The organism is Nocardioides eburneiflavus, from assembly GCF_004785795.1.
In the GTDB taxonomy this organism is placed as follows: domain Bacteria; phylum Actinomycetota; class Actinomycetes; order Propionibacteriales; family Nocardioidaceae; genus Nocardioides; species Nocardioides eburneiflavus.
The window spans coordinates 4,172,403-4,193,098 of the sequence record NZ_SRRO01000001.1; the positions used below are offsets into that span (position 1 = coordinate 4,172,403).

At 72.1% G+C, this 20,696-nt stretch carries 23 protein-coding genes; 8 read left to right on the plus strand and 15 right to left on the minus strand.

What is annotated here, in order from left to right:
- Positions 1-981 (plus strand): ABC transporter ATP-binding protein, encoded by a 981-nt coding sequence (locus EXE59_RS19530; protein WP_135840385.1) that lies wholly within the window; start codon positions 1-3, stop codon positions 979-981.
- 16 nt (positions 982-997) lie between these two features.
- On the opposite strand, the gene EXE59_RS19535 is transcribed toward EXE59_RS19530, so the two are convergent.
- The gene (locus tag EXE59_RS19535; RefSeq protein ID WP_135840386.1) at positions 998-2,143 is read right to left on the minus strand and encodes a PP2C family protein-serine/threonine phosphatase; all 1,146 of its coding nucleotides are present in this window, start codon (positions 2,141-2,143) and stop codon (positions 998-1,000) included.
- 80 nt (positions 2,144-2,223) lie between these two features.
- Between EXE59_RS19535 and EXE59_RS19540 the strand changes: the two genes are divergently transcribed.
- A complete protein-coding gene (locus EXE59_RS19540) occupies positions 2,224-3,219 on the plus strand; it encodes an alpha/beta hydrolase (protein ID WP_246056922.1) in 996 nt (331 codons plus the stop codon).
- A gap of 12 nt (positions 3,220-3,231) precedes the next feature.
- On the opposite strand, the gene EXE59_RS19545 is transcribed toward EXE59_RS19540, so the two are convergent.
- From EXE59_RS19545 to EXE59_RS19560, 4 genes are all read right to left on the minus strand, one after another.
- On the minus strand, positions 3,232-3,975 hold the full coding sequence (locus EXE59_RS19545) for a sulfite exporter TauE/SafE family protein (RefSeq protein WP_425464525.1): 744 nt from the start codon (positions 3,973-3,975) through the stop codon (positions 3,232-3,234).
- Positions 3,976-3,989: 14 nt separating this feature from the next.
- Entirely contained in the window at positions 3,990-5,090 is a 1,101-nt protein-coding gene (locus tag EXE59_RS19550) for an SPFH domain-containing protein (RefSeq protein WP_135841417.1), read from the minus strand.
- A gap of 117 nt (positions 5,091-5,207) precedes the next feature.
- Positions 5,208-5,669: an NfeD family protein gene (locus tag EXE59_RS19555; protein WP_135840388.1), complete on the minus strand. Its 462-nt coding sequence runs from the start codon at positions 5,667-5,669 to the stop codon at positions 5,208-5,210.
- A 29-nt stretch (positions 5,670-5,698) separates the two neighbouring features.
- Positions 5,699-6,505, minus strand: a complete 807-nt coding sequence (locus tag EXE59_RS19560) for an ABC transporter ATP-binding protein (RefSeq protein ID WP_135841418.1) — start codon at positions 6,503-6,505, stop codon at positions 5,699-5,701.
- 73 nt (positions 6,506-6,578) lie between these two features.
- Here EXE59_RS19560 and EXE59_RS19565 point away from each other — a divergent pair, with 73 nt between their 5' ends.
- Complete coding sequence (locus tag EXE59_RS19565; RefSeq protein WP_246056923.1) at positions 6,579-7,289, plus strand: hypothetical protein; 711 nt, start codon at positions 6,579-6,581, stop codon at positions 7,287-7,289.
- A 19-nt stretch (positions 7,290-7,308) separates the two neighbouring features.
- On the opposite strand, the gene EXE59_RS19570 is transcribed toward EXE59_RS19565, so the two are convergent.
- Positions 7,309-7,752, minus strand: coding sequence for a DUF805 domain-containing protein (locus tag EXE59_RS19570; RefSeq protein ID WP_135840389.1), 444 nt, complete (start codon positions 7,750-7,752; stop codon positions 7,309-7,311).
- Between the two features lie 167 nt (positions 7,753-7,919).
- On the opposite strand from EXE59_RS19570, the gene serB reads away from it, so the two are divergent.
- The gene (gene serB, locus EXE59_RS19575) at positions 7,920-9,137 is read left to right on the plus strand and encodes a phosphoserine phosphatase SerB (protein ID WP_135840390.1); all 1,218 of its coding nucleotides are present in this window, start codon (positions 7,920-7,922) and stop codon (positions 9,135-9,137) included.
- An 18-nt stretch (positions 9,138-9,155) separates the two neighbouring features.
- On the opposite strand, the gene EXE59_RS19580 is transcribed toward serB, so the two are convergent.
- Both EXE59_RS19580 and EXE59_RS19585 read right to left on the minus strand, forming a co-directional pair.
- On the minus strand, positions 9,156-9,959 hold the full coding sequence (locus EXE59_RS19580; RefSeq protein ID WP_135840391.1) for a putative protein N(5)-glutamine methyltransferase: 804 nt from the start codon (positions 9,957-9,959) through the stop codon (positions 9,156-9,158).
- Entirely contained in the window at positions 9,956-10,474 is a 519-nt protein-coding gene (locus EXE59_RS19585; RefSeq protein WP_135840392.1) for a SixA phosphatase family protein, read from the minus strand. The genes EXE59_RS19580 and EXE59_RS19585 overlap by 4 nt, the downstream gene beginning before the upstream one ends.
- A 66-nt stretch (positions 10,475-10,540) precedes the next feature.
- Between EXE59_RS19585 and EXE59_RS19590 the strand changes: the two genes are divergently transcribed.
- Positions 10,541-11,518 carry a cyanophycinase gene (locus tag EXE59_RS19590; RefSeq protein ID WP_135840393.1) on the plus strand — a complete coding sequence of 326 codons (978 nt, stop codon included), beginning with the start codon at positions 10,541-10,543 and terminating at the stop codon, positions 11,516-11,518.
- Entirely contained in the window at positions 11,518-14,301 is a 2,784-nt protein-coding gene (cphA, locus tag EXE59_RS19595) for a cyanophycin synthetase (RefSeq protein ID WP_135840394.1), read from the plus strand. The genes EXE59_RS19590 and cphA overlap by 1 nt, the downstream gene beginning before the upstream one ends.
- Here the strand turns inward: cphA and EXE59_RS19600 are convergent.
- The 5 genes from EXE59_RS19600 to EXE59_RS19620 are packed head-to-tail and all read right to left on the minus strand — an operon-like array spanning position 14,265 to position 18,442.
- Positions 14,265-14,906: a class I SAM-dependent methyltransferase gene (locus EXE59_RS19600; protein WP_135840395.1), complete on the minus strand. Its 642-nt coding sequence runs from the start codon at positions 14,904-14,906 to the stop codon at positions 14,265-14,267. The two genes, cphA and EXE59_RS19600, sit on opposite strands and share 37 nt — an antisense overlap.
- Positions 14,903-16,594 (minus strand): Mur ligase family protein, encoded by a 1,692-nt coding sequence (locus EXE59_RS19605; RefSeq protein WP_135840396.1) that lies wholly within the window; start codon positions 16,592-16,594, stop codon positions 14,903-14,905. The genes EXE59_RS19600 and EXE59_RS19605 overlap by 4 nt, the downstream gene beginning before the upstream one ends.
- A gap of 31 nt (positions 16,595-16,625) precedes the next feature.
- On the minus strand, positions 16,626-17,396 hold the full coding sequence (gene fabI, locus EXE59_RS19610) for an enoyl-ACP reductase FabI (protein WP_135840397.1): 771 nt from the start codon (positions 17,394-17,396) through the stop codon (positions 16,626-16,628).
- 45 nt (positions 17,397-17,441) lie between these two features.
- Positions 17,442-18,191: a 3-oxoacyl-[acyl-carrier-protein] reductase gene (fabG, locus tag EXE59_RS19615; protein WP_281280330.1), complete on the minus strand. Its 750-nt coding sequence runs from the start codon at positions 18,189-18,191 to the stop codon at positions 17,442-17,444.
- Between the two features lie 38 nt (positions 18,192-18,229).
- On the minus strand, positions 18,230-18,442 hold the full coding sequence (locus tag EXE59_RS19620) for a dodecin (RefSeq protein ID WP_135840398.1): 213 nt from the start codon (positions 18,440-18,442) through the stop codon (positions 18,230-18,232).
- A 62-nt stretch (positions 18,443-18,504) separates the two neighbouring features.
- Between EXE59_RS19620 and EXE59_RS19625 the strand changes: the two genes are divergently transcribed.
- Both EXE59_RS19625 and EXE59_RS19630 read left to right on the plus strand, forming a co-directional pair.
- Positions 18,505-18,795, plus strand: a complete 291-nt coding sequence (locus EXE59_RS19625) for a DUF3099 domain-containing protein (protein WP_135840399.1) — start codon at positions 18,505-18,507, stop codon at positions 18,793-18,795.
- A gap of 195 nt (positions 18,796-18,990) precedes the next feature.
- Positions 18,991-19,191 (plus strand): acetone carboxylase, encoded by a 201-nt coding sequence (locus tag EXE59_RS19630; RefSeq protein WP_135840400.1) that lies wholly within the window; start codon positions 18,991-18,993, stop codon positions 19,189-19,191.
- Positions 19,192-19,226: 35 nt separating this feature from the next.
- Here EXE59_RS19630 and EXE59_RS19635 read toward each other — a convergent pair whose 3' ends face one another.
- Complete coding sequence (locus tag EXE59_RS19635) at positions 19,227-19,655, minus strand: hypothetical protein (protein ID WP_135840401.1); 429 nt, start codon at positions 19,653-19,655, stop codon at positions 19,227-19,229.
- Complete coding sequence (gene moaA / locus EXE59_RS19640) at positions 19,652-20,641, minus strand: GTP 3',8-cyclase MoaA (RefSeq protein ID WP_135840402.1); 990 nt, start codon at positions 20,639-20,641, stop codon at positions 19,652-19,654. The genes EXE59_RS19635 and moaA overlap by 4 nt, the downstream gene beginning before the upstream one ends.
- Positions 20,642-20,696 lie beyond the last annotated feature (55 nt).

Genomic DNA, 20,696 nt, shown 5'->3' on the forward strand with positions numbered 1-20,696 from the left:
ATGACCGAGCACCAGCCGGGCACCGACCCGCTCATCGACGTCCAGGACCTCGGCCGCAGCTTCGACGTACGCCGCAAGGTGGAGGGACGCCGGCGCCGCTCGCGCGAGTCCGTCGTCGCCGTGCACGACCTGACCTTCGCGGTCGGTGCCGGCGAGATGGTGGGCTACATCGGGCCCAACGGGGCCGGCAAGTCGACCACCATCAAGATGCTCACTGGCATCCTCTTCCCCACCGCCGGCCGGGTGCGGGTGGCCGGGATGGACCCGAGCCGCGACCGGGTCGAGCTCGCGCGGCGCATCGGCGTCGTCTTCGGGCAGCGCTCCACCCTGTGGTGGGACCTCCCGCTGCGCGACTCCTACGACCTGCTGCAGAAGATGTACCGCATCGAGCCGGCCCGCTACCGCGAGAACCTCGCCCGCTTCGTCGAGCTGCTCGACCTCGGCGACCAGCTCGACACGCCGGTGCGCCAGCTCAGCCTCGGCCAGCGGATGCGCGGGGACATCACGGCCGCCCTCCTCCACGACCCCGAGGTGCTCTACCTCGACGAGCCGACGATCGGCCTCGACGTGGTGAGCAAGGGCCGCCTGCGCGAGTTCCTCCGCGCGCTCAACGCCGAGCGCGGCACGACGCTCCTGCTGACCACCCACGACCTCCAGGACATCGAGGCGCTCTGCGACCGGGTGATCGTGATCGACCACGGCACGAGCGTGTACGACGGCTCCCTGTCCAGCCTCCACGCCCAGGGCGGGTCCACGCGGACCCTGGTGGTCGACCTCGTCGACGAGGCGCCGCCGGTCGAGGTGCCCGGCGCGACCGTGCGCCGGGTCGAGGGTCCGCGCCAGTGGCTGTCGTTCCCCGCCGACGCGAGCGCCGCGCCGATCGTGGCCGCAGTCGCCGCGGCGTACGACGTCGCCGACCTCTCCATCCAGGAGCCGGACATCGAGGACGTCATCCGCGAGCTCTACTCGCGGGGCGCCTGACGCGTCGTGCGGGCGCTCAGAGGCCGCGGTGCTGCTCGGAGTGACGCTCCGGTGACGTCAGGGGCTGGCGCTCGAGCACCAGCATCGCCCGGTCGTCGTCACCGCGCGGGACCTTCTTGAGCACCCGCCTGGGCAGCCCGGTGAAGCCGCGCGCATCGACGGCCTTGAGCGCCTCGTGGCGCAGCCAGTCGATGCCCTGGTCGAGGTCGCGGTCGGCCGACTCGATGACCCCGTCGGTGTAGAACATCAACGCCTCGCCCGGGTGCAGGCGCCCCTTGCTGGGGGTGAACTCGGCCTCGTCGATGACGCCCAGCGCCATCCCGCGCGCGTTGTCGATCGACCAGCCCCGGTGGCCGAGGTGCCAGTGGAGCGCGGGCGGGTGCCCGGCGCTGGTGATCGTGTAGTCACCGGTCACGAGGTCGACCTTGATGTGCACGGCGGTCGCGAGCGACTCCTCGGACTCCTGGCGGAGCAGGAAGGCGTTGGCCGCGGCCATCAGCTCGGCGGGCGGCAGCGCACCGATGAGGCCGCCGAGTGCGCCGGCGAACTGCAGCGCCTGGGGACCCACCGCCGTGCCCTTGCCGCACACGTCGACCAGCGCCATCTCCAGCCACCGGCCCTCGCGGAGGTCGGCCACGAGGAAGTCGCCGGCATAGCTCGGTCCGTTGGCGGTGATGGTGGCCGACTGCGAGCGCCAGCCGTCGGGCAGCGGCGGCACGACTCCCTGCCGCTGGAGCCGGTCGCGCAGCTGGGTCAGCACCGCCTCGCTCAGTGCCATCGGCAGACCGGAGCGCTGGCGGCTCGACTGGTAGATCGCCAGCATCAGGGCCAGGGCGAAGATCACGAGTGCCGAGGCCCGAGAGGGTGTGGCGAAGTCGGTCTGCATCGAGTTCCACACCGAGACGGCCCCGAGCACGACGGCGAGCAGCAGCAGCGGGACGAAGCGCAGGAGCATCGTCCCGACCATCAGGAACAGGAACCACATCGCCACGGGGACGATGACCTCGACCAGCAGCCCGAGGACCACGGTGAGGCAGATCATCGCCACCAGGACGAGCAGCAGGAACATCTGGCTGGCCCGCGAGCCGGTGCGCCAGCCGTCGATGCGCTGCTGGACGTAGGCGGCGAACCCGCGCAGCACGGACCCCAACGCGTTCGACACGTCCGAAGGGTAGGGCTCGACAAGGGTTGGCCGGAGTGGAACCGACAAAATCTGCGGCCGTCGCTGGATAGGCTCGACCCATGCCTCTGGTCCCGCTGCAGGCCGACGTCCTCGGTCCTGAGTTCCGGGTGGAGACCATCTCCCTCCCGCCCGATCCCGAAGGGCCGGTCGTCGCCACCCTGGTGACCCTCGAGCCGGCCGAGCCCAACGGTCGCGCCGTGCTGCACGTGCACGGGTTCGCCGACTACTTCTTCCACACCGAGTACGCACGGTGGTGGGCCGATCGCGGCTACACCTTCTACGCCCTCGACCTGCGCAAGTACGGCCGCTCGCTGCTGGAGCACCAGACGCCCCACTACGTCGCCGACCTCGACGAGTACTTCGCCGAGATCGACCTCGCGTGGTGGCGCATCACGCGGCGCGACGGTCACCGCGAGGTCATCGCCTCGGCCCACTCCACCGGCGGCCTCACCGTCCCCCTGTGGGCGCGCAGGCGCCGGCCGCCCGAGCTGGTCGCGCTGGTGCTCAACTCGCCGTGGTTCGACATGCAGGGGGCCGCGTGGCTGCGCAGTCCCGCGACCCGCCTCGCGCTCGAGCGGATCGGCACCAGCCGTCCGCTGCAGGAGATCCCGCGCAAGGTCAGCACCGTCTACGGCCGGTCGCTGCACAAGGAGCACGGCGGCGAGTGGGACTACGACCTGTCGTGGAAGCCGCTGGAGTCGCGACCGGTGTACGTCGGGTGGCTGCGCGCCGTACGCCGCGGGCACGCACTGCTCCACGCCGGCCTCGACCTCGCCTGCCCCACCCTGGTGCTCTCCTCGGCCCGGTCGTTCTTCGGCGAGCAGACCGACGAGACCGCCGCGTCCCACGACATCGTGCTCGACGTCGAGCAGATCCGGCACTGGGCCTCGTCGGTCGGGCGTCACGTCACGTCGATCGCGATCGAGGGCGCGATCCACGACGTGGTGCTCTCGCGCCCCGAGGTGCGCGCCCAGGCGTACGCCGCCATCGACACCTGGCTCCGGGCGTGGGTGGAGCCGGGGGTCGTGGAGGGCACCGCAGGCGCCGGCGGCTGAGGGGCGGCTGCCTCAGGCGAGCAGCGCGACGAGCGCGACGATCCCCACCGTGGCGATCACGGCGCGCAGCAGCGCGGGGGGCAACCGGCGTCCCACGCCCGCGCCGACCTGCCCTCCGACGACGGAGCCGAGGGCGATCAGGCCGGCGACGACCCAGTCGATGTCCGCGACCGCGACGAAGACCAGCGCGGCGACGGCGTTGACCAGCAGGGCCAGGACGTTCTTGGTGGCCGTGTGACGCTGCATCGAGTCGGCGACCCCGATGCCGAGGATCGCCATGAGCAGCACGCCCTGCGCCGCCCCGAAGTAGCCGCCGTAGACGCCGGCCGCCGCGACCGCGGGCCACACCCACCACACGCCGTGGTCGGGGATCCCGCCCCGCGACTCGGCACGGGCAGCGACCGAGCGCTGGATCCGGGGGCCGAGCAGGACGAGCAGGACGCCGAGGGCGATGAGCGCCGGCACGATGGCGTCGAAGGCGGACGACGGCAGCCAGAGCAGCAGCAGTGCCCCGGCGATGCCACCGAGGAGCGACGCGGACCCGAGGCGGAGGACCCGCGCCCGCTGGCCCGCCAGCTCGCGTCGGTAGCCGAAGACGCCGGACATGCTCCCCGGGACGAGACCGACGGTGTTGCTGACGTTGGCGGTGACGGGGGGAACGCCGAACGCCAGCAGGGTCGGGAACGTGATCAACGTCCCCGACCCCACCACGGTGTTGATGGTGCCGGCTGCCACCCCTGCGAGGGTGATCAGCACCGCCTCGATCGGACTCACTGGCCGGCAGGTGCCTCCGGGTCGCCGGTGTCGCCGAGCCCGAGCGGGCCGTCGGAGCCGGGCGTGCCCTCCGACGTGGTCGGCCGCAGCTTGCCCGGGCTGGCGGCGATCTCCGCCTCCGCGATCGCCCGCTGCACGGCCTCGTTGGTGGCCGAGGTCCCGTCGTCGTCGGAGCCGCGCGGCAGCTGCGGCTCGCTGGGGCCCATGTCGACCCGCTTGCGCGGGCTGGCGTCCCGGGGGATGCCGGCGATCTCGTGGATGGACGAGCCGAGGCCCTCCATCGCCTTGGTGATCTCCGAGGGGATGACCCACACCTTGTTGGCACTGCCCTCGGCGATCTTGGGCATCATCTGGAGGTACTGGTAGGCGAGCAGCGACTGGTCGGGCTGTCCGTCGTGGATCGCCTGGAAGACGGTCTGGATGGCCTGGCCCTCACCCTGAGCACGCAGGATGGCTGCCTCGCGGTCGGCCTGGGCGCGCAGGATCTGCGACTCGCGGTCACCCTCGGCGTTGAGGATCTGCGACTGCTTGTTGCCCTCGGCGGTGAGGATGGCCGACTGACGCTGGCCCTCGGCGGAGAGGATGAGCGCCCGCTTGTCGCGGTCGGCGCGCATCTGCTTCTCCATCGCGTCCTTGATGGAGGGCGGCGGGTCGATGCCCTTGAGCTCCACCCGGTTGACCCGGATGCCCCACTTGCCGGTGGCCTCGTCGAGCACGCCCCGCAGGCCCGTGTTGATCGAGTCACGGCTGGTGAGCGTCTCCTCGAGGTCCATGCCGCCGACGATGTTGCGCAGGGTCGTCATGGTGAGCTGCTCGATCGCCTGGATGTAGTTGGCGATCTCGTAGGTCGCCGCGACGGGGTCGGTCACCTGGAAGTAGATGACCGTGTCGATCGACACCACGAGGTTGTCCTCGGTGATCACCGGCTGCGGCGGGAAGCTCACGACCTGCTCACGCAGGTCGATGAGGTAGCGCACCTTGTCGATGAACGGCACGACGATGTTGAGTCCCGCTGGCAGCGTCCCCTTGTACTTGCCGAAGCGCTCGACGATGCCGGCCCGGGCCTGGGGCACGATCCGGACCGTCTTGGCGAGCATGACGACGATGAACAGGACGACGAGCAGGAACAGGATGAACAACGCTGACGGCACTGGTCTCCCCCGATCTTGTGGTGTGCGTGTGGGTGATGCGGATGAAAGGGCCCGGGCGACGGGTCAGGGCTCGAGCGTCCCGACGGGGTGCACGTAGGCCGTGGCGCCCCTGATCTCGAAGATCTCGACGGTCTCGCCCGGAGCGATCCGGACGTTCTCGTCGTAGGGCAGCGCCGTCCAGATCTCGCCGCCGGCCTTGATCCTCCCGGGCGCCAGACCGGTGATCTCCTCGGTCACGAGCCCCCGCGTGCCGACCAGCTTGCCGTGGCCGAGCGAGAGCTCGGGCCCGCCGTGGAGACGCTTGACGAAGGCCGGCCGGACGAAGGCCAGCATCGCGGTCGACGCAGCGAGTGCGGCGAGGATCTGCACGAACACCGGCAGGCCGAGCAGGGCGGCCGCCATCCCGATCACGGCGCCGGCCGCGAGCATCGCGAGGATCAGGTCGAGGCTGAACATCTCGGCGAGGCCGAGGCCGATCGAGAGCGCGAGCCAGGTCTCCCAGAGGTGGTCGCGGATCCAGTCCATGTCCCGAGCCTATCCAGTGTGTGCTGACATCACGCGGGAGCGACCCGCTGGGCGGGGCGACGGCGCGCGGCGAACCGGTCGTCGGCCCGGCTGAGCAACAGGGGCATCCCGAACGTCTCCGAGAGGGTCTCGGCGGTGATGACGTCGTCGACCGGGCCCGAGTCGACCACGCGGCCCTCGCGCATCAGGAGCGCGTGCGTGAAGCCGGGTGGGATCTCCTCCACGTGGTGCGAGACCAGCACGGTCGCCGGGGAGTCCGGGTCGAGGGCGAGGTACGACAAGGTGGCGACGAGGTCCTCGCGGCCCCCGAGGTCGAGACCCGCGGCCGGCTCGTCGAGGAGGAGCAGCTCGGGGTCGGCCATCAGCGCGCGGGCGATCTGCACCCGCTTGCGCTCGCCCTCGCTGAGGGTGCCGAAGGTCCGCTCGAGCAGGTGGCCCGCCCCGACCTCGGTCAGCAGTCCGGTCGCCCGGTCGTGGTCGAGGTCGGCGTACTCCTCGCGCCAGCGACCGACCACGCCGTAGGACGCGGACACGACCACGTCCCTGACGAGCTCGCTCCGGGGGATCCGGTCGGCGAGCGCCGCGCTCGTCAGCCCGATGCGCGGGCGGAGCTCGAAGACGTCGGTGGTGCCGAGCACCTCGTCGAGGATGCCCGCGACCCCTGACGTCGGGTGCAGCTGGGCCGCAGCGACCTGGAGCAGCGTGGTCTTGCCGGCGCCGTTGGGACCCAGCACCACCCAGCGCTCGTCCTCCTCGACCAGCCAGCTCACGTCGTCGAGCAGCAGCGACGCACCACGGCGCACCGTGACGCCTGCGAACTCGACGACGGCGACCATGTTCCTCACCCTATCCAGCAGCCGCCCCGCTACCGGGCCGGACACGACGAGCCGGGGAGTAGCCTCGCCCGCGATGTCCTCGACCATGCCCGCCCTCCCCCACTCGGCAACGCTCGCATGGTGGCTGACCGCGTGGCTGCGCGGCCACGAGCAGACCGACCACGTCCTCGACGAGCTGTCAGGCGGGACCCACCTGCTCCGGGGGGGCTCGGCACTCGACCTGCTCGTGCGCGCCCGCGGCACCGGCGCGACGTACGCCGGGCTTGCGCTGCCGGTCGACGGTGACCCGCTGGGCCTGGGTGGGCCGCCCGCCTTCAACGCCGCGGCACTCGACGCGGGTCAGGCCGTCGTGGTCGGCGACCTCGGCCTCGTGCCCGAGGAGCAGGGCGAGACGGTGCAGTGGCGGACCTTCGAGGCGACCCGACGCCAGCTGCCCGACGTCGGCGAGGCCGACCGCGGGCTGCGCGAGGAGCTCCTCGGTGCAGCCGCGGACCTGGCGGACCTCGACGTGGCGCGGTGGCGCCCCGAGGCCGCCGACGCACTCATGAACCTGCACCACCGGCCTGCGGTCGACGCACCGCTCGGCACCCCGGCACGCTGCGTCGACCTGGCCGCGCGCGGGCTCCAGGCGTGGGCGATCGTCGACCTGGCGCTCGCCGACGACGGCGGCGCGGTGTCGGCGTACGAGGTGGAGCGGCGCCGCGCCCTGCTCCGGCCCCTGGGTCGGGCGGCACGCCGCGCGATCGTCGCGGCGTGCTCGCCCGAGGTGTGGCCTCCGGCCTGACGGGCCGGTCAGAGTGGCGTCAGCCGCCGTACTGGCCGGTGCCGTACGCCGGGGGCGGGGGCGGGGGGTAGCCACCCTCGTAGCCGGCCGGACCGGTCTTGGGGTTGGGGCCGTACTTGTTGTCGGCCTTCGAGTCGGTGCAGAACCACACGATGATGAGGATCCACCCGACGATCGGGATGATGCCGATCAGGATCCACCAACCGCTCTTGTCGATGTCGTGGAGGCGTCGCACGCCGACCGCGAGGCTCGGCAGGAACAGGGCCAGGCTGACCACGGTGTTGATCAGGCCGCCGCTGGTGGCGCCGTCGTAGTCGGTGCCGATGACGGTGTCGAGGATGTTGGTGACGATGCCGACCAGGAACGAGAACAGCGCGAAGTACCAGTACTCGGAGCGACGTGCGCGCCCGGAGAAGTCGACGTACTTGGACAGGCACGTGCGGACTGCGGTCATGAAGTCCATGGATTACCCCCTGTGTATGGGCGGTGCCGTAGCGGACCGCCGGCGGGAGCACCGTAGGGCATCCGGCGGCGCGGGACCAGCACCCCGGCCGCGGGCGGCTCGGGCCTCGCCCGAGGCGCGGACCCGGCCGCCCGGCGACGCGGCGCGGGGCTAGCCTTCCTCCCACCATGGAAGACGAGCCGAAGACTCTCCTGGTCACCCTCACGGGCAAGGACCGGCCGGGCGTCACCTCAACGATCTTCGCCGCACTCTCGGGGGCCGGGGTCGAGGTCGTCGACATCGAGCAGATCGTGCTGCGACGGCGCCTGGTGCTGGGCATCCTGGTGACGGCACCGCGGGACTGGAAGAAGCTGCGCGACGTCATCGAGCGCACCGCCGCCGACCTCGACATGAACGTCGAGGTCGAGCGTGGCGCCGGCGACAACCGCAGCCGGCAGGGCGACCGGTCGCACATCACGATCATCGGCAACCCGCTGAAGGCGTCCGCGATGTCGGCCATCGCCGGACGCATCGCCGACTCCGGGGCCAACATCGACAAGATCGAGCGGATGGCCCGCTATCCCGTCACCGCCATCGAGCTGCACGTCTCCGGCGCGCCGGCCGACACGCTCCGACCGCTGCTCGCCGTCGAGGCCGTCAAGCAGGGCATCGACCTCGCCGTCCAGCGCGACTCCCTCCACCGCCGCGGGATCCGCCTGATCGTCATGGACGTCGACTCCACGCTCATCCAGGGAGAGGTGATCGAGATGCTCGCCGCCCACGCCGGCCAGGAGGCCGAGGTCGCCCGGGTGACCGAGGCGGCGATGCGCGGTGAGCTCGACTTCGAGGCGTCCCTGCGCGAGCGGGTCGCCCTGCTCGAGGGCGTGCCCGAGTCGGCGCTCGGCGAGGTCTACGACTCGATCGTCCTCGCGCCGGGCGCCCGGACCATGGTGCGCACGCTCCGGCGCCTGGGATACCGGTTCGCGATCGTGTCGGGCGGGTTCACCCAGATCACGGACCGCCTCGCCGCCGACCTGGGCATCCACTTCTCGCGGGCCAACGAGCTCGAGGTGGTCGACGGCCGGCTGACCGGCCGGATCGTCGGCGACGTCGTCGACCGCGCCGGCAAGGCCACCGCGCTGCGCGAGTTCGCCGCGGAGGTCGGCGTCCCCCTCGACGCCGTGATCGCCATCGGCGACGGGGCCAACGACCTCGACATGCTCAACGCCGCCGGTCTCGGGATCGCCTACAACGCCAAGCCGATGGTGCGCGACGCCGCGGACACGTCGGTCAACGTCCCCTACCTCGACGCGATCCTCTACCTGCTGGGGATCTCCCGCGAGCAGATCGAGGAGGCCGACGCCGCCGTCGGCATCGTGACCCCCGCACCGCCCCTCACGACCTGACCGCTGTTGCCTGATCTTCTAGGCCGAGACCCCGACGACGACGCACCCGCCGACCGTCGGGTCCTCGACGACCCGCGTCGCCAGGCCGGCTGCCTCCAACGCCCCCACCGTCAGGCCGGTCTGGGACCGACCGGTCTCCAGGACGAGCACTCCTCCGGGCGCCAGCCACTCGCACGCCCCGGCTGCGAGCCGGCGGTGCAGGTCGACCCCGTCCTCGCCACCGTCGAGAGCGACGACCGGCTCGTGGTCGCGGGCCTCCGGCGGCATCTCGGGGATGCGGTCGGTCGGGACGTACGGCGCGTTGGCCGCCGCGACGTCGACCCGGCCCCGCAGCGCGCGCGGGAGCGCGTCGTAGAGGTCGCCCTCGTGCAGGACGGCGCGGGGCGCATTGGCGCGGGCGCACACGAGGGCCACGGCGCTGATGTCGGCCGCGTGCGCCTCGACGTCCGCCGGCAGGCAGGCCGCCACCGGCGCCACCCCGCAGCACATCTCCGCGACCACGACCGGCGCACCACCCGTCCGCGCCCTGGCCGCTGCCTCGGCGAGTGCCGTACGTGCCAGCAGCTCGGTGCGTCGGCGCGGGACGAAGGCGCCGGGTGCCACCCGCAGCCGCCGCCCCAGGAAGTCCACCCAGCCGAGCACGAGCTCGAGCGGCTCGCCGCCGACGCGCCGGGCGACCAGCGAGTCGAGCTCGGCCGGACCGGCGGCCGCCTCCAGCAGGAGCGCGGCCTCGGCCTCCGCCCACACGCACCCGGCACCGCGGAGCCGGGCCACCACCCCGTCCGCCCGGCCCGGCCCGAACGCGTGTGCGGGACCGCTCATCCGTTCCCGACGTGGAAGGCCTCGAGCCGCCCGGTGCCGGGCGCCAGGTCGGTCCAGGGGACGGTCACCGCGAAGGCGGCCACCGCCGAAGTGGGGAACCCGCGCGCGAGGAGTGCATCGGTGGCGGCCGCGTCGCCGTCGCCGTCGTCGATCAGCTCAGCCAGGTAGGCCATGGTCGGGTTGTGGCCGATCACCACGAGGCACGCCACGGACGGCTCGGTGTCGCGCAGCAGGTCGAAGGCGGAGTCACCGCCGGCGGCGTAGAGGCCCGCGGAGAAGTCGGCGGCACAGTCCCAGCCCGCACCCAGCGCGACCTGCTCCCAGGTCTGGACGGTGCGCCGCGCGTCGGAGACCAACGCCGCGTCGGGGCGTACGCCCTGCGCACGCAGCCAGCGTCCGGCGTCCTCGGCGTCGGCGCGACCGCGGGCGGCGAGGGCGCGCTCGTGGTCGGTGGGGGCCGTCGCCTCGGCCTTGGCGTGGCGCATCACGACCAGCCGTCTCGACGCACGTCCCACCGCGTTCCTCCCCACTCTGTCGCACTCGTGCTCGGGTCCAGCCTTGCAGCCGCTAGCCTGCCTGTCATGCCCAAGGGACCACTCATGATCATCGGTGGCGCCGAGGACAAGGTGCGCAAGCCGACCATCCTCAAGCACTTCGTGGCCCTCAGCGGAGGCCGCGACGCCCGCATCGCGGTGATCCCGACCGCGTCGTCGCTCGGACGCGAGGTCGTCGACGTCTACGACGCTCTCTTCTCGAAGTTCGGCGCGGACCGTGTGGACTCCGTACGCCCCGAGTCGCGCGAGCAGGCCCATGACCCCGCGCTCGTGAAGGCACTCGACGAGGCCACCGGCGTGTTCATGACCGGCGGCAACCAGCTCAAGCTCTCCTCGATCGTGTGCGGGACGCCGGTGGGCGAGGCGATCATGCGCGCCCACGAGCGCGGCGCGGTGGTCGCGGGCACCTCGGCCGGCGCCAGCATCCAGTCCTCGCACATGGTGGCCTTCGGCGTGGGCGGGGCCACGCCGAAGCAGCGGATGACCCAGGTCGCGGCCGGCCTCGGCCTGGTGGACGCGGCGGTGATCGACCAGCACTTCGACCAGCGCAACCGCTACGGCCGGCTGCTGATGATCGTCGCGCAGAGCCCGCAGCTGCTCGGCATCGGCGTCGACGAGGACACCTGCGGCCTCGTCGAGGACGTCGACGGCGACCTCGTCATGCGCGTCCTGGGCAAGGGGGCCGTGACGATCTTCGACGGGTCCCGCATGGTGTCCAACGCCTACGAGGCCACCCGCAGCTCGCCCCTGCTGGCCAGCGGCGTCGTCTTCCACACGCTGCCCGAGGGCACCGTGTTCAACCTCTCCACCCGCGCCCTCGTGCCGCAGGAGCCGGTGATCGAGCCCGAGGACGCCGACGAGCTCGCCGAGGCGACCCGGGACCTGCGCCAGCTGGCACGCGACATCGCGGCCGCCGACGCGACCCCGGCCGCGATCCGCCGGCGGCTCAAGCTCCGCCGTACGACCCCCCACCAGACCCCCGACCCGACCCAGGGAGATGACTGATGAGCGAGCGGCCCACCCCGGACCTCGAGATCGTCGAGACCCGCGTCTACCGCGGGCCCAACATCTGGTCCTACGACAAGTCGATCCACCTCGTGGTCGACCTGGGCTCGCTCGAGCAGTTCCCGACCAACACGATCCCCGGTTTCACCGAGGACCTCGTCGCGATGCTGCCCGGCCTGCGCGAGCACTCCTGCTCGCGCGGGCGCCGCGGCGGCTTCCTCGAGCGCCTCAACGAGGGCACCTGGCTGGGCCACGTCGCCGAGCACGTCGCGCTCGCCCTGCAGCAACTCGTGGGGCACGACATCCGCAGGGGGAAGACCCGCCAGGTCAAGGGCCAGCCCGGGCGCTACAACATCATCTACGGCTACATCGACGAGAACGTCGGCCTCACGGCCGGCCGCCTCGCCGTACGCCTGGTCAACCACCTGGTCGAGGGGGACCCCGACTTCGACTGGGAGACCGAGCGCGACGACTTCATCCGTCGCGCCGAGCGCACCGCGTTCGGTCCGTCGACGCAGGCGATCGTGGACGAGGCCGTGTCGCGGGACATCCCGTGGATCCGGCTCAACCAGTACTCCCTCGTCCAGCTCGGGCAGGGCGTGCACGCCAAGCGGATCCGCGCGACGATGACGTCCGAGACCTCCTCGATCGCCGTCGACATCGCCTCCGACAAGGACCTCACCACCAAGCTCCTCGGTGCCGCCGGCCTGCCGGTGCCCAAGCAGGAGTCGATCCGCACCGAGGACGGCGCCGTCGCGGCCGCCCGCCGCATCGGCTACCCCGTGGTGCTCAAGCCGCTCGACGGCAACCACGGCCGCGGGGTCTGCCTCGACCTGCAGGACGAGGCAGACGTACGCGCCGCCTTCCCGATCGCGCACGGCCAGTCGCGCCGCGGCAACGTCATCGTCGAGTCGTTCGTGACCGGCAAGGACTACCGCTGCCTGATCATCGATGGCCGGATGGTCGCGATCGCCGAGCGCGTGCCCGCCTCCGTCACCGGCGACGGCACGTCCACGGTGGAGGAGCTCGTGGACCTCACCAATGCCGACCCGCGGCGCGGCGTCGGGCACGAGAAGGTGCTGACCCGGATCAAGGTCGACGAGGCCGCGATCGAGGTCCTCGCCGACCAGGGCCACACGCTCGACTCGGTGCCCGCCGAGGGCGAGATGGTCAAGCTCGCGCTCACCGGCAACATGTCGACCGGCGGCATCTCCATCGACCGCACCTTCGAGGCCCACCCGGAGAACGTCGAGATCGCCGAGGAGGCCGCGCGCATGGTCGGGCTCGACATCGCCGGCATCGACTTCATCTGCCCCGACATCACCCAGCCGGTGCGCGAGACCGGCGGCGCGATCTGCGAGGTCAACGCCGCCCCCGGCTTCCGGATGCACACCCACCCGACGATCGGGGAGCCGCAGTTCATCGCCAAGCCGGTCGTCGACATGCTGTTCCCGCCCGGCGCGACCTCCCGGATCCCGATCGTGGCCGTCACCGGCACCAACGGCAAGACCACCACGAGCCGGATGATCAGCCACATCTTCAAGGGCATGGGCCGCAAGGTCGGCATGACCTCGACCGACGGCGTCGTGATCGACGAGCGGCTGCTGATCCGCGCCGACGCGTCCGGTCCCCGCTCGGCGCGGATGGTGCTGCAGAACCCCCGCGTCGACTTCGCCGTCTTCGAGGTCGCGCGCGGCGGCATCCTGCGCGAGGGCCTCGGCTACGAGCGCAACGACGTCGCGGTCGTCCTCAACGTGCAGCCCGACCACCTCGGCCTGCGCGGCATCGACACCGTCGAGCAGCTCGCCGACGTCAAGGCCGTGATCGTCGAGGCGGTGCCGCGCGACGGCCACGCCGTGCTCAACGCGGACGACCCGTTGGTGCGCGAGATGCGCCGCAAGTGCTCGGGCCAGGTCGTGTGGTTCTCCATGGAGGAGCCGGGCAGCGAGGTGCGCGACATGATCGACGCGCACTGCCGCCGCGGCGGCAAGGCCATCGTCCTCAACCCGAGCGACCGCGGCGAGATGATGGTCGTCCAGCACGGCCGCCGCGAGATGCAGCTGGCGTGGACCCACCTGCTGCCGGCCACGTTCAGCGGCCGCGCCCGGATGAACGTGCAGAACGCGCTCGCCGCGGCGGCCGCCGCCTTCGCGGCGGGTGCGCCGCTGCACGACATCCGCCAGGGCCTGCGGACGTTCTCGACCAACTACTACCTCTCCCCCGGCCGCCTCAACGAGGTCGAGGTCAACGGCGTCAACGTGATCGTCGACTACTGCCACAACGCCCCCGGCATGAAGATGCTCGGCGACTTCGTGGACCGCGTCGGCGACTCGCTCGAGTCCTCCCACGACCTCGCCCGGCCGTCGCGCATCGGCATCATCGCGACCGCCGGCGACCGCCGCGACCAGGACATGGTCGAGCTCGGCCACATCGCCGCCCAGCACTTCGACGTGTGCATCGTCCGCGAGGACGTCGCCCTGCGCGGCCGCGAGCGCGGCGCGACCGCCCAGCTCGTGCTCGACGGCGTGCGCACCGCGATGGCCGAGGGCGCGCGCTGCAAGCAGTCCGAGTTGGTGCTCGAGGAGATCGAGGCCGTGCGCCACGCGATGAGCCGCGCCAACCGCGGTGACCTCGTCGTGGTGTGCGTGGACAAGCACGCCGAGGTGATGGCAGAGCTGGAGGCCTGGTCCGACGTCGCGCAGGCGGGCTCGGGGTCCAACCCGGACGCCCCGTCCGCCGACCCCGACTACACGCCGCCGGCGGACCAGACGACCAGCTCGTAGACCGCCGCGCCGTCGCCGTCGCCTCGCTGGAAGGCAGTCTCGACGCGGCTCGCGACCCGACGCAGGCCGTACGACGCGGCGCGCCGCTCGACCTCCTCGACCGCGTGCCGGGACACCGCACGACCTCGGTCGAGGATGCTGACCGGGCGGGCCTGCACGCCGGTCCCCAGGAGCGGCTCGTGGGACGCAACCAGGTGGCCGCCGGGCGCGAGGCGAGCGGCGGCGAGCCGCAGCACCTCGAAGAGGTCGGGCACGAGCTCGAGGCACCCGATCGCGGAGACCAGGTCCCACCGCCCGGCGGAGGCGGCTAGGAACGCGGCCGCGTCCTCCTCGACGAACGTGGCGCCGGGCAGCTTCGCCCGCGCAGCTCGCAGCATCCCCGGGGCCGGGTCGACCAGGGTGACCTCCGCATCGGGGAAGAGCCGCAGCAGCGCCTCCGCGGTCTGACCGGTGCCGGCCCCCAGGTCGAGGATCCGTGCCGGCGCGAGCCCGAGGGGTGCCAGCATCTCCGCCGCCCGGTCGTTGAGCCGCCAGTCGTCCTGTGCGGTGCGCTGGTCGTAGGTCGGCGCGAGGGCGTCGAAGTCGGCGACCCAGCCGTCTCTCACGCGCTCCCCGCCCGCACCTTCGCGGACAGGGTCTCGGGGCTGTCGGCCGTGCCGCCGTGCGCGGCGATCCAGTCGTACGCCTCCTGCCGCTCGGCGTGGCACATCAGCCCCACGACGTCCCCGGGCTGCGCGGCCCCGACCAGGGCGGCGAGGCACGCGACCTCGGTCGGGTAGGTGTCGATGTCGGTGACGCCCACGCGGGCGGCCCCCGCGCGCAGCAGCTCGTCGACCTCGTCCATCGTGCGGGTGCGGAGGTAGCGCTCCTTGTGGCCGATGGCCACCACGTCGCTGCCCTTGGCACCGATCTCGCCGAGGGCGCCGATCAGCTCGTCGGTGCGGTCACCGACCGCACCGAGGCCGAGCAGCAGGCGCGCTCCGGGGCGGCGTACGCCCGACATGACCTCCAGCAGCGCCTCCAGGCCGGCCTCGTTGTGGGCCAGGTCCATGACGACGCTCACCTCCCCGGGCAGGGTGAAGAAGTTCATCCGGCCGGGGTTGTGCTCGGCGTCGGGGCGGAACGAGGTCAGGCCCGCCACCACGTCGTCGCGGGACAGCCCGATCGCCAGGGCCGCGGACGCGGCGGCGAGGGCGTTCTCGATGTTGAAGCGCGACAGGCCGGCGAGCGTCATGGGCACGTCGACGAGCTCGACCAGCGGGTCGGGGTCGACCCCGGGCGCGAGGACCGTGATCCACCCGTCGATGACCGTCGTCGCGCGACCACCACCGTGGCTGAGCACCTCACGGACAGCCGGCGAGTCGGGGTCGCGGCTGAAGATCCACGGCTGGGCCTGCACCACCGACGTCATCGCGCGCACGCGCGGGTCGTCGCCGTTGAGCACCGCCCAGCCGTCCTTGCGGGTGATCCGCGGGACGACGGACTTCACCTCGGCGAGCTGGTCGACGGTGTCGATGCCCTGCAGCCCGAGGTGGTCGGCGGTCACGTTGGTCACCACCGACACGTCGTTGCGGGTGATGCCGATGCCCTTGAGCAGGATGCCGCCGCGGGCCGTCTCGGTCACTGCGAGCTGGACGCCGTCCAGGCCGAGCGCGCGAGCCGCACCGGACGGGCCGGAGTAGTCGCCGCCCTCGACCAGCACCCCGTCGCGGTAGATGCCGTCGGTGTTGGACCAGCCGACGACGAGCCCGCTCGTGCGCGCGATGTGCGCGACCATCCGGCTGGTGGTGGTCTTGCCGTTGGTGCCGGTCACGGCGACCACCGGGATGGTCGGCGTGATCGTGGTCGGGCGCTCGCCGCGCGGAGCGGCGGCGACCTCGTGCGCCGCTGCGCTCACCGCAGCCTCGACGTCCGGGGTCGGGAGCGCGTCGAGCGCGTGCGCGACCGCCTCGCCGAGCGCGCGGGCGCGTCCACGGTTGCGCCACGGGAAGGCCACGACGACCACGTCCGGGTCCGGGGTGGGGCGGACGCGCACGGCGAGGCGACGGGTGCCCGCCTCCGCCGCGATGGCGCGCACGAGCCGCTCCACCGCCCGCAGCGCGAACCGCTGGCGGAAGCCGGAGCCCGCGGCACCCGGCCGCGTCGTCCTCAGCCCGATGCGGCGGGCGAACCGCAGCACCGTCTCGTCTCCCGCCTCGGTGATGGTCGAGACGTCGAGGGTCAGCTTGACCGCCGCCCGGGGGAAGTAGAGGTTCGGTCCTTCGAGGACGCGCAGCTCGACGAGTGAGGTCACCCGGGGAAACTACCGAACGGTGGACGCGCGGCTACAGCCCCATCGCGTGGAAGCCGCCGTCCACGTGGACGATCTCGCCGGTCGTCGCGGGGAAGAAGTCGCTCAGCAGCGCGACCACGGCCTGCGCGGTCGGGGTGTGGTCGGACTCGTCCCAGCCGAGCGGGGCGCGGTCCTTCCACGCCGACTCGAGGTCCTCGAAGCCCGGGATCGCCTTGGCGGCGAGGGTCTTCAGCGGTCCGGCGGAGACCAGGTTGCAGCGGATGCCCTCGGGGCCGAGGTCGCGGGCGACGTACCTGCTCGTGTTCTCCAGGGCCGCCTTCGCGACGCCCATCCAGTCGTACGCCGGCCACGCGGTCGTCGCGTCGAAGGTCAGCCCGACGATCGAGGAGCCGCGGGAGAGCAGCGGCCTGGTCGCGACGGCGAGCGACTTGAGGGAGTAGGCCGAGACCTGCACGGCCTGCGCCACGTCGTCCCACGGGCCGTCCATGAACTTGCCGCCCAGCAGGGTCTCGGGGTTGCCGTAGGCGATGGAGTGGACGACGCCGTCGAGGCCGTCGACGTGCTCGCGCACCTGGTCGGCGAGACCGGCGAGGTGGTCCTCGTCGGTGACGTCGAGCTCGAGCACCGGCGCCTCCTGCGGCAGCCGCTTGGCGATGCGCCTGGTGATGCCGAGGGCGCGGCCGAAGTTGGAGATGAGCACGGTGGCGCCCTGCTCCTGCGCGACCTTCGCGGTGGCGAAGCCGATCGAGCTGTCCATCGTGACGCCGGCGACGAGGATGCGCTTGCCGTCGAGGATTCCCATGAGTGTGTCCCTTCGTGTGACCCGGGGGCCGTCAGGTGGTCGGTGTCAGTGGCCCATGCCGAGGCCGCCGTCGACCGGGATGACGGCCCCGGTGACGTACGCCGCCCCGTCGGACGCGAGCCACGTGACGGCAGAGGCGACCTCGGCCGTCGAGGCGTAGCGGCCCAGCGGTACCTGCGTCTTGATCGCGGCCTTCTGGTCGTCGCTCAGCACGTCGGTCATGTCGGTCTCGACGAAGCCCGGCGAGACGACGTTGGTGGTGATCGAGCGGCTGCCCAGCTCGCGGGCCAGCGAGCGCGCCATGCCGACGAGGCCGGCCTTGGACGCGGCGTAGTTGACCTGGCCGGCGGAGCCGAGCAGGCCGACCACGGAGGAGATCAGGATGATCCGGCCCCGGCGCAGGCGCAGCATGCCCTTGGCGGCCCGCTTCGCCAGGCGGAACGTGCCGGTGAGGTTGGTGTCGATGACCGACGACCAGTCGTCCTCGCTCATCCGGAGCAGGAGCGTGTCCTTGGTGATGCCGGCGTTGGCCACCAGCACCTCGACCGGGCCGTGCGCCTCCTCGACCTGCTTGAAGGCTGCCTCGACCGCGTCCGGGTCGGTGATGTCGCACCGCACGTCGAGCGCACCCTCGGGCGCGCCGCCGTTGCGCGTGGTGACCGCGACCTTGTCGCCCTGGGCGATGAACGCCTCGGCGATCGCGCGGCCGATGCCGCGGTTGCCGCCGGTCACGAGGACCGAACGGGGCTCAGCAGCAGCGAAGGTGGGGGCGCTGGATCCGGGAATCTCGCTCACGGTGTCGACGCTAGTGATTACTCAAGGGTAGGCCGAAATCACTCGTCCTCGAGCCGGAAGCCGACCTTCATCCCGACCTGGAAGTGCTCGACGGAGCCGTCCTTGGCCTGGCCGCGGATCTGGGTGACCTCGAACCAGTCGATGTGGCGCAGCGTCTGGCCGGCGCGCTCGATGCCGTTGCGGACGGCCTGGTCGATCCCGTCGGGCGATGTGCCGACGATCTCGGTGACGCGGTAGGTGCGGTTGGACATGGTGGTTCCTCCTGCTCGACGGCTGGCGTGGTCGCTTGAGCCTAGCGACGTACACTCGGAGCATGGCCAGGTCCGATGCGGTGCGCATCACGACGGCCCGCAGCAGCGCGGCCGACGACATGCGCATGCGGAAGCGTCGCTACGCCTGGTCGATGAGCATCCGACTGGTGTGCTTCGTGGCGGCCGTGGCCGTCGGACCGGGTGCCCTGCGGTGGATCCTGGTCGCGGCGGCGGTCTTCCTGCCGCTGTTCGCGGTCGTCATGGCCAACGCCAACGACCAGCGCGACGACGGATTCACGCTCCCCGACGGGGCAGGCGCGCACGAACTGACGTCACGCAGCGACCAGGACTGAGGAAAAGATTGCCCGACACGACCGAGTCCAAGGTTTGGTTTTCACCCAGTCCCGTGGCACGATCGTCCTGCGAGCGCAGCATCCCCCGTCTGCGTCAGCATCGAGGTGCCGGACAGCTTCCCCCCGTGGCTGTCCGGCACTTCTATTTGTGCCCACCTCGCCTGACCCGCTCCGGGCCACAGAAGGAGGACGTCGATGGACCTCGACCGTGACATCTGCTCGGCGAAGGGCTGCCAGGCCGACGCCGTGTGGGACCTGCAGTGGAACAACCCGAAGATCCACACCCCCGAGCGTCGCAAGTCGTGGCTCGCGTGCGACGAGCACCGCGCCTCGCTGTCGGACTTCCTCGGCGCGCGCGGGTTCCTCAGGGACGTCGTGGAGCACCGACCCGGCTGACCAGCGGCCGTGGGCACCGCGTTCCCTCGGCCGGCTCAGGCCTGCGGCGCCGTGTCCGCGAGGGCCCGGTCCCGAGACCGTGCACCCGTGATCCCCGCGGCGCCGAAGGCAGCGATCACTATCGGGACGTGCAGCACGACGGCCTCCGACAGCGCCTGCGCAAGGATCAGCGCCGCGCCCGAGAGCCCGACCACGATCGTCCCCGTCCCGGGGAGCCCGGCGCGGTTGGTCGGGCGCGGACGGAGGGCGCGGCGCGCATCGTGACGTCCCATCAGGACACCCACCGCGGCACCGCCGACGAGGACGGCCACGAGCAGCACCGGCCGTCGCTGTGCGGCGTCGACCCACAGCGGCAGGGCGAGGTGCACCGCCGACCCGGCCGCTGCGAAGATGGCCCACCGCCACCAGGCGATCGGCCCGAACCAGGAGCTGAACGGCGCCGGCGCCTGGTCGCCCGGGCTCATCCCCCGATCGCCGACATGGGACGGTCCGGCTGGAGGAAGGTCACGTCGTCGATCCCGTGCCCGGCGCGCTTGCCGAGCATGGCGATGACCCAGCGCTCGGCGATCTCCTCGTCACCGGCGCCGGAGCGCAGGGCCGTTCGGAGGTCGGACTCCTCGCGGGCGAACAGGCAGTTGCGCACCTGGCCGTCGGCCGTGAGCCGGACACGGTCGCAGTCGCCGCAGAACGGCCGGGTGACCGAGGCGATGATGCCCACTGTCGCCGGGCCACCGTCGACGTCGAACAGCTCGGCGGGAGCACTCCCCCGCGGCTCCCCGTGGGGAGTCAGGGTGAACTCGGTCGACAGCGCCTCGAAGATCTCGTCGGCGGTCACCATGGCAGCGCGGCTCCAGCCGTGCTGGGCGTCGAGGGGCATCTGCTCGATGAACCGCAGCTCGTAGCCGTGCTCGACGCTCCACCGGAGCAGCTCGGCGGCCTGGTCGTCGTTGGTGCCGCGCAGCAGCACTGCGTTGAGCTTCACCGGGCCGAGCCCGGCGGCCTTGGCCGCCTGGAGGCCGGCGACGACGTCGGCGAGGCGGTCGCGCCTGGTGATGGTCGCGAAGGTCTCCGGCCGCACGGAGTCGATGCTGGCGTTGACCCGGTCCAGCCCGGCGTCGGCGAGCGCCTGCGCGGTGCGGGACAGTCCGAGCGCGTTGGTGGTCAGCGACGTCTCCACGCCGAGCGCGTGCGTACGGCCCACGATGTCGACCAGGCCCCGGCGCAGGAGCGGCTCACCGCCGGTGAAGCGCACCTCGCGGATGCCGAGGCGCTCGACGCCGATCGTGATCAGCCGGACGACCTCGTCGTCGGTCAGGGTCTGCTCCGTGGGGAGCCAGTCGAGGCCCTCGGCGGGCATGCAGTAGTTGCAACGGAGGTTGCAACGGTCGGTGAGCGAGACACGAAGATCCGTGGCCACGCGTCCGAAGCGGTCTGCCAGCGGTGTCGTCACTGTCACAGTCTAACGAGCGGGCCCGAGCCACTCTCCGTACGCTCAGGACGAGACG

Coding starts and splice junctions, on each gene's coding strand:
- EXE59_RS19530 (WP_135840385.1), top strand. CDS start 1: ATGACCGAGCACCAGCCGGGCACCGACCCGCTCATCGACGTCCAGGAC.
- EXE59_RS19540 (WP_246056922.1), top strand. CDS start 2,224: ATGCCTCTGGTCCCGCTGCAGGCCGACGTCCTCGGTCCTGAGTTCCGG.
- EXE59_RS19550 (WP_135841417.1), bottom strand. CDS start 5,090: ATGCTCGCCAAGACGGTCCGGATCGTGCCCCAGGCCCGGGCCGGCATC.
- EXE59_RS19555 (WP_135840388.1), bottom strand. CDS start 5,669: ATGGACTGGATCCGCGACCACCTCTGGGAGACCTGGCTCGCGCTCTCG.
- EXE59_RS19560 (WP_135841418.1), bottom strand. CDS start 6,505: ATGGTCGCCGTCGTCGAGTTCGCAGGCGTCACGGTGCGCCGTGGTGCG.
- EXE59_RS19565 (WP_246056923.1), top strand. CDS start 6,579: ATGTCCTCGACCATGCCCGCCCTCCCCCACTCGGCAACGCTCGCATGG.
- EXE59_RS19570 (WP_135840389.1), bottom strand. CDS start 7,752: ATGGACTTCATGACCGCAGTCCGCACGTGCCTGTCCAAGTACGTCGAC.
- serB (WP_135840390.1), top strand. CDS start 7,920: ATGGAAGACGAGCCGAAGACTCTCCTGGTCACCCTCACGGGCAAGGAC.
- EXE59_RS19580 (WP_135840391.1), bottom strand. CDS start 9,959: ATGAGCGGTCCCGCACACGCGTTCGGGCCGGGCCGGGCGGACGGGGTG.
- EXE59_RS19590 (WP_135840393.1), top strand. CDS start 10,541: ATGCCCAAGGGACCACTCATGATCATCGGTGGCGCCGAGGACAAGGTG.
- cphA (WP_135840394.1), top strand. CDS start 11,518: ATGAGCGAGCGGCCCACCCCGGACCTCGAGATCGTCGAGACCCGCGTC.
- fabI (WP_135840397.1), bottom strand. CDS start 17,396: ATGGGAATCCTCGACGGCAAGCGCATCCTCGTCGCCGGCGTCACGATG.
- EXE59_RS19620 (WP_135840398.1), bottom strand. CDS start 18,442: ATGTCCAACCGCACCTACCGCGTCACCGAGATCGTCGGCACATCGCCC.
- EXE59_RS19625 (WP_135840399.1), top strand. CDS start 18,505: ATGGCCAGGTCCGATGCGGTGCGCATCACGACGGCCCGCAGCAGCGCG.
- EXE59_RS19630 (WP_135840400.1), top strand. CDS start 18,991: ATGGACCTCGACCGTGACATCTGCTCGGCGAAGGGCTGCCAGGCCGAC.
- EXE59_RS19635 (WP_135840401.1), bottom strand. CDS start 19,655: ATGAGCCCGGGCGACCAGGCGCCGGCGCCGTTCAGCTCCTGGTTCGGG.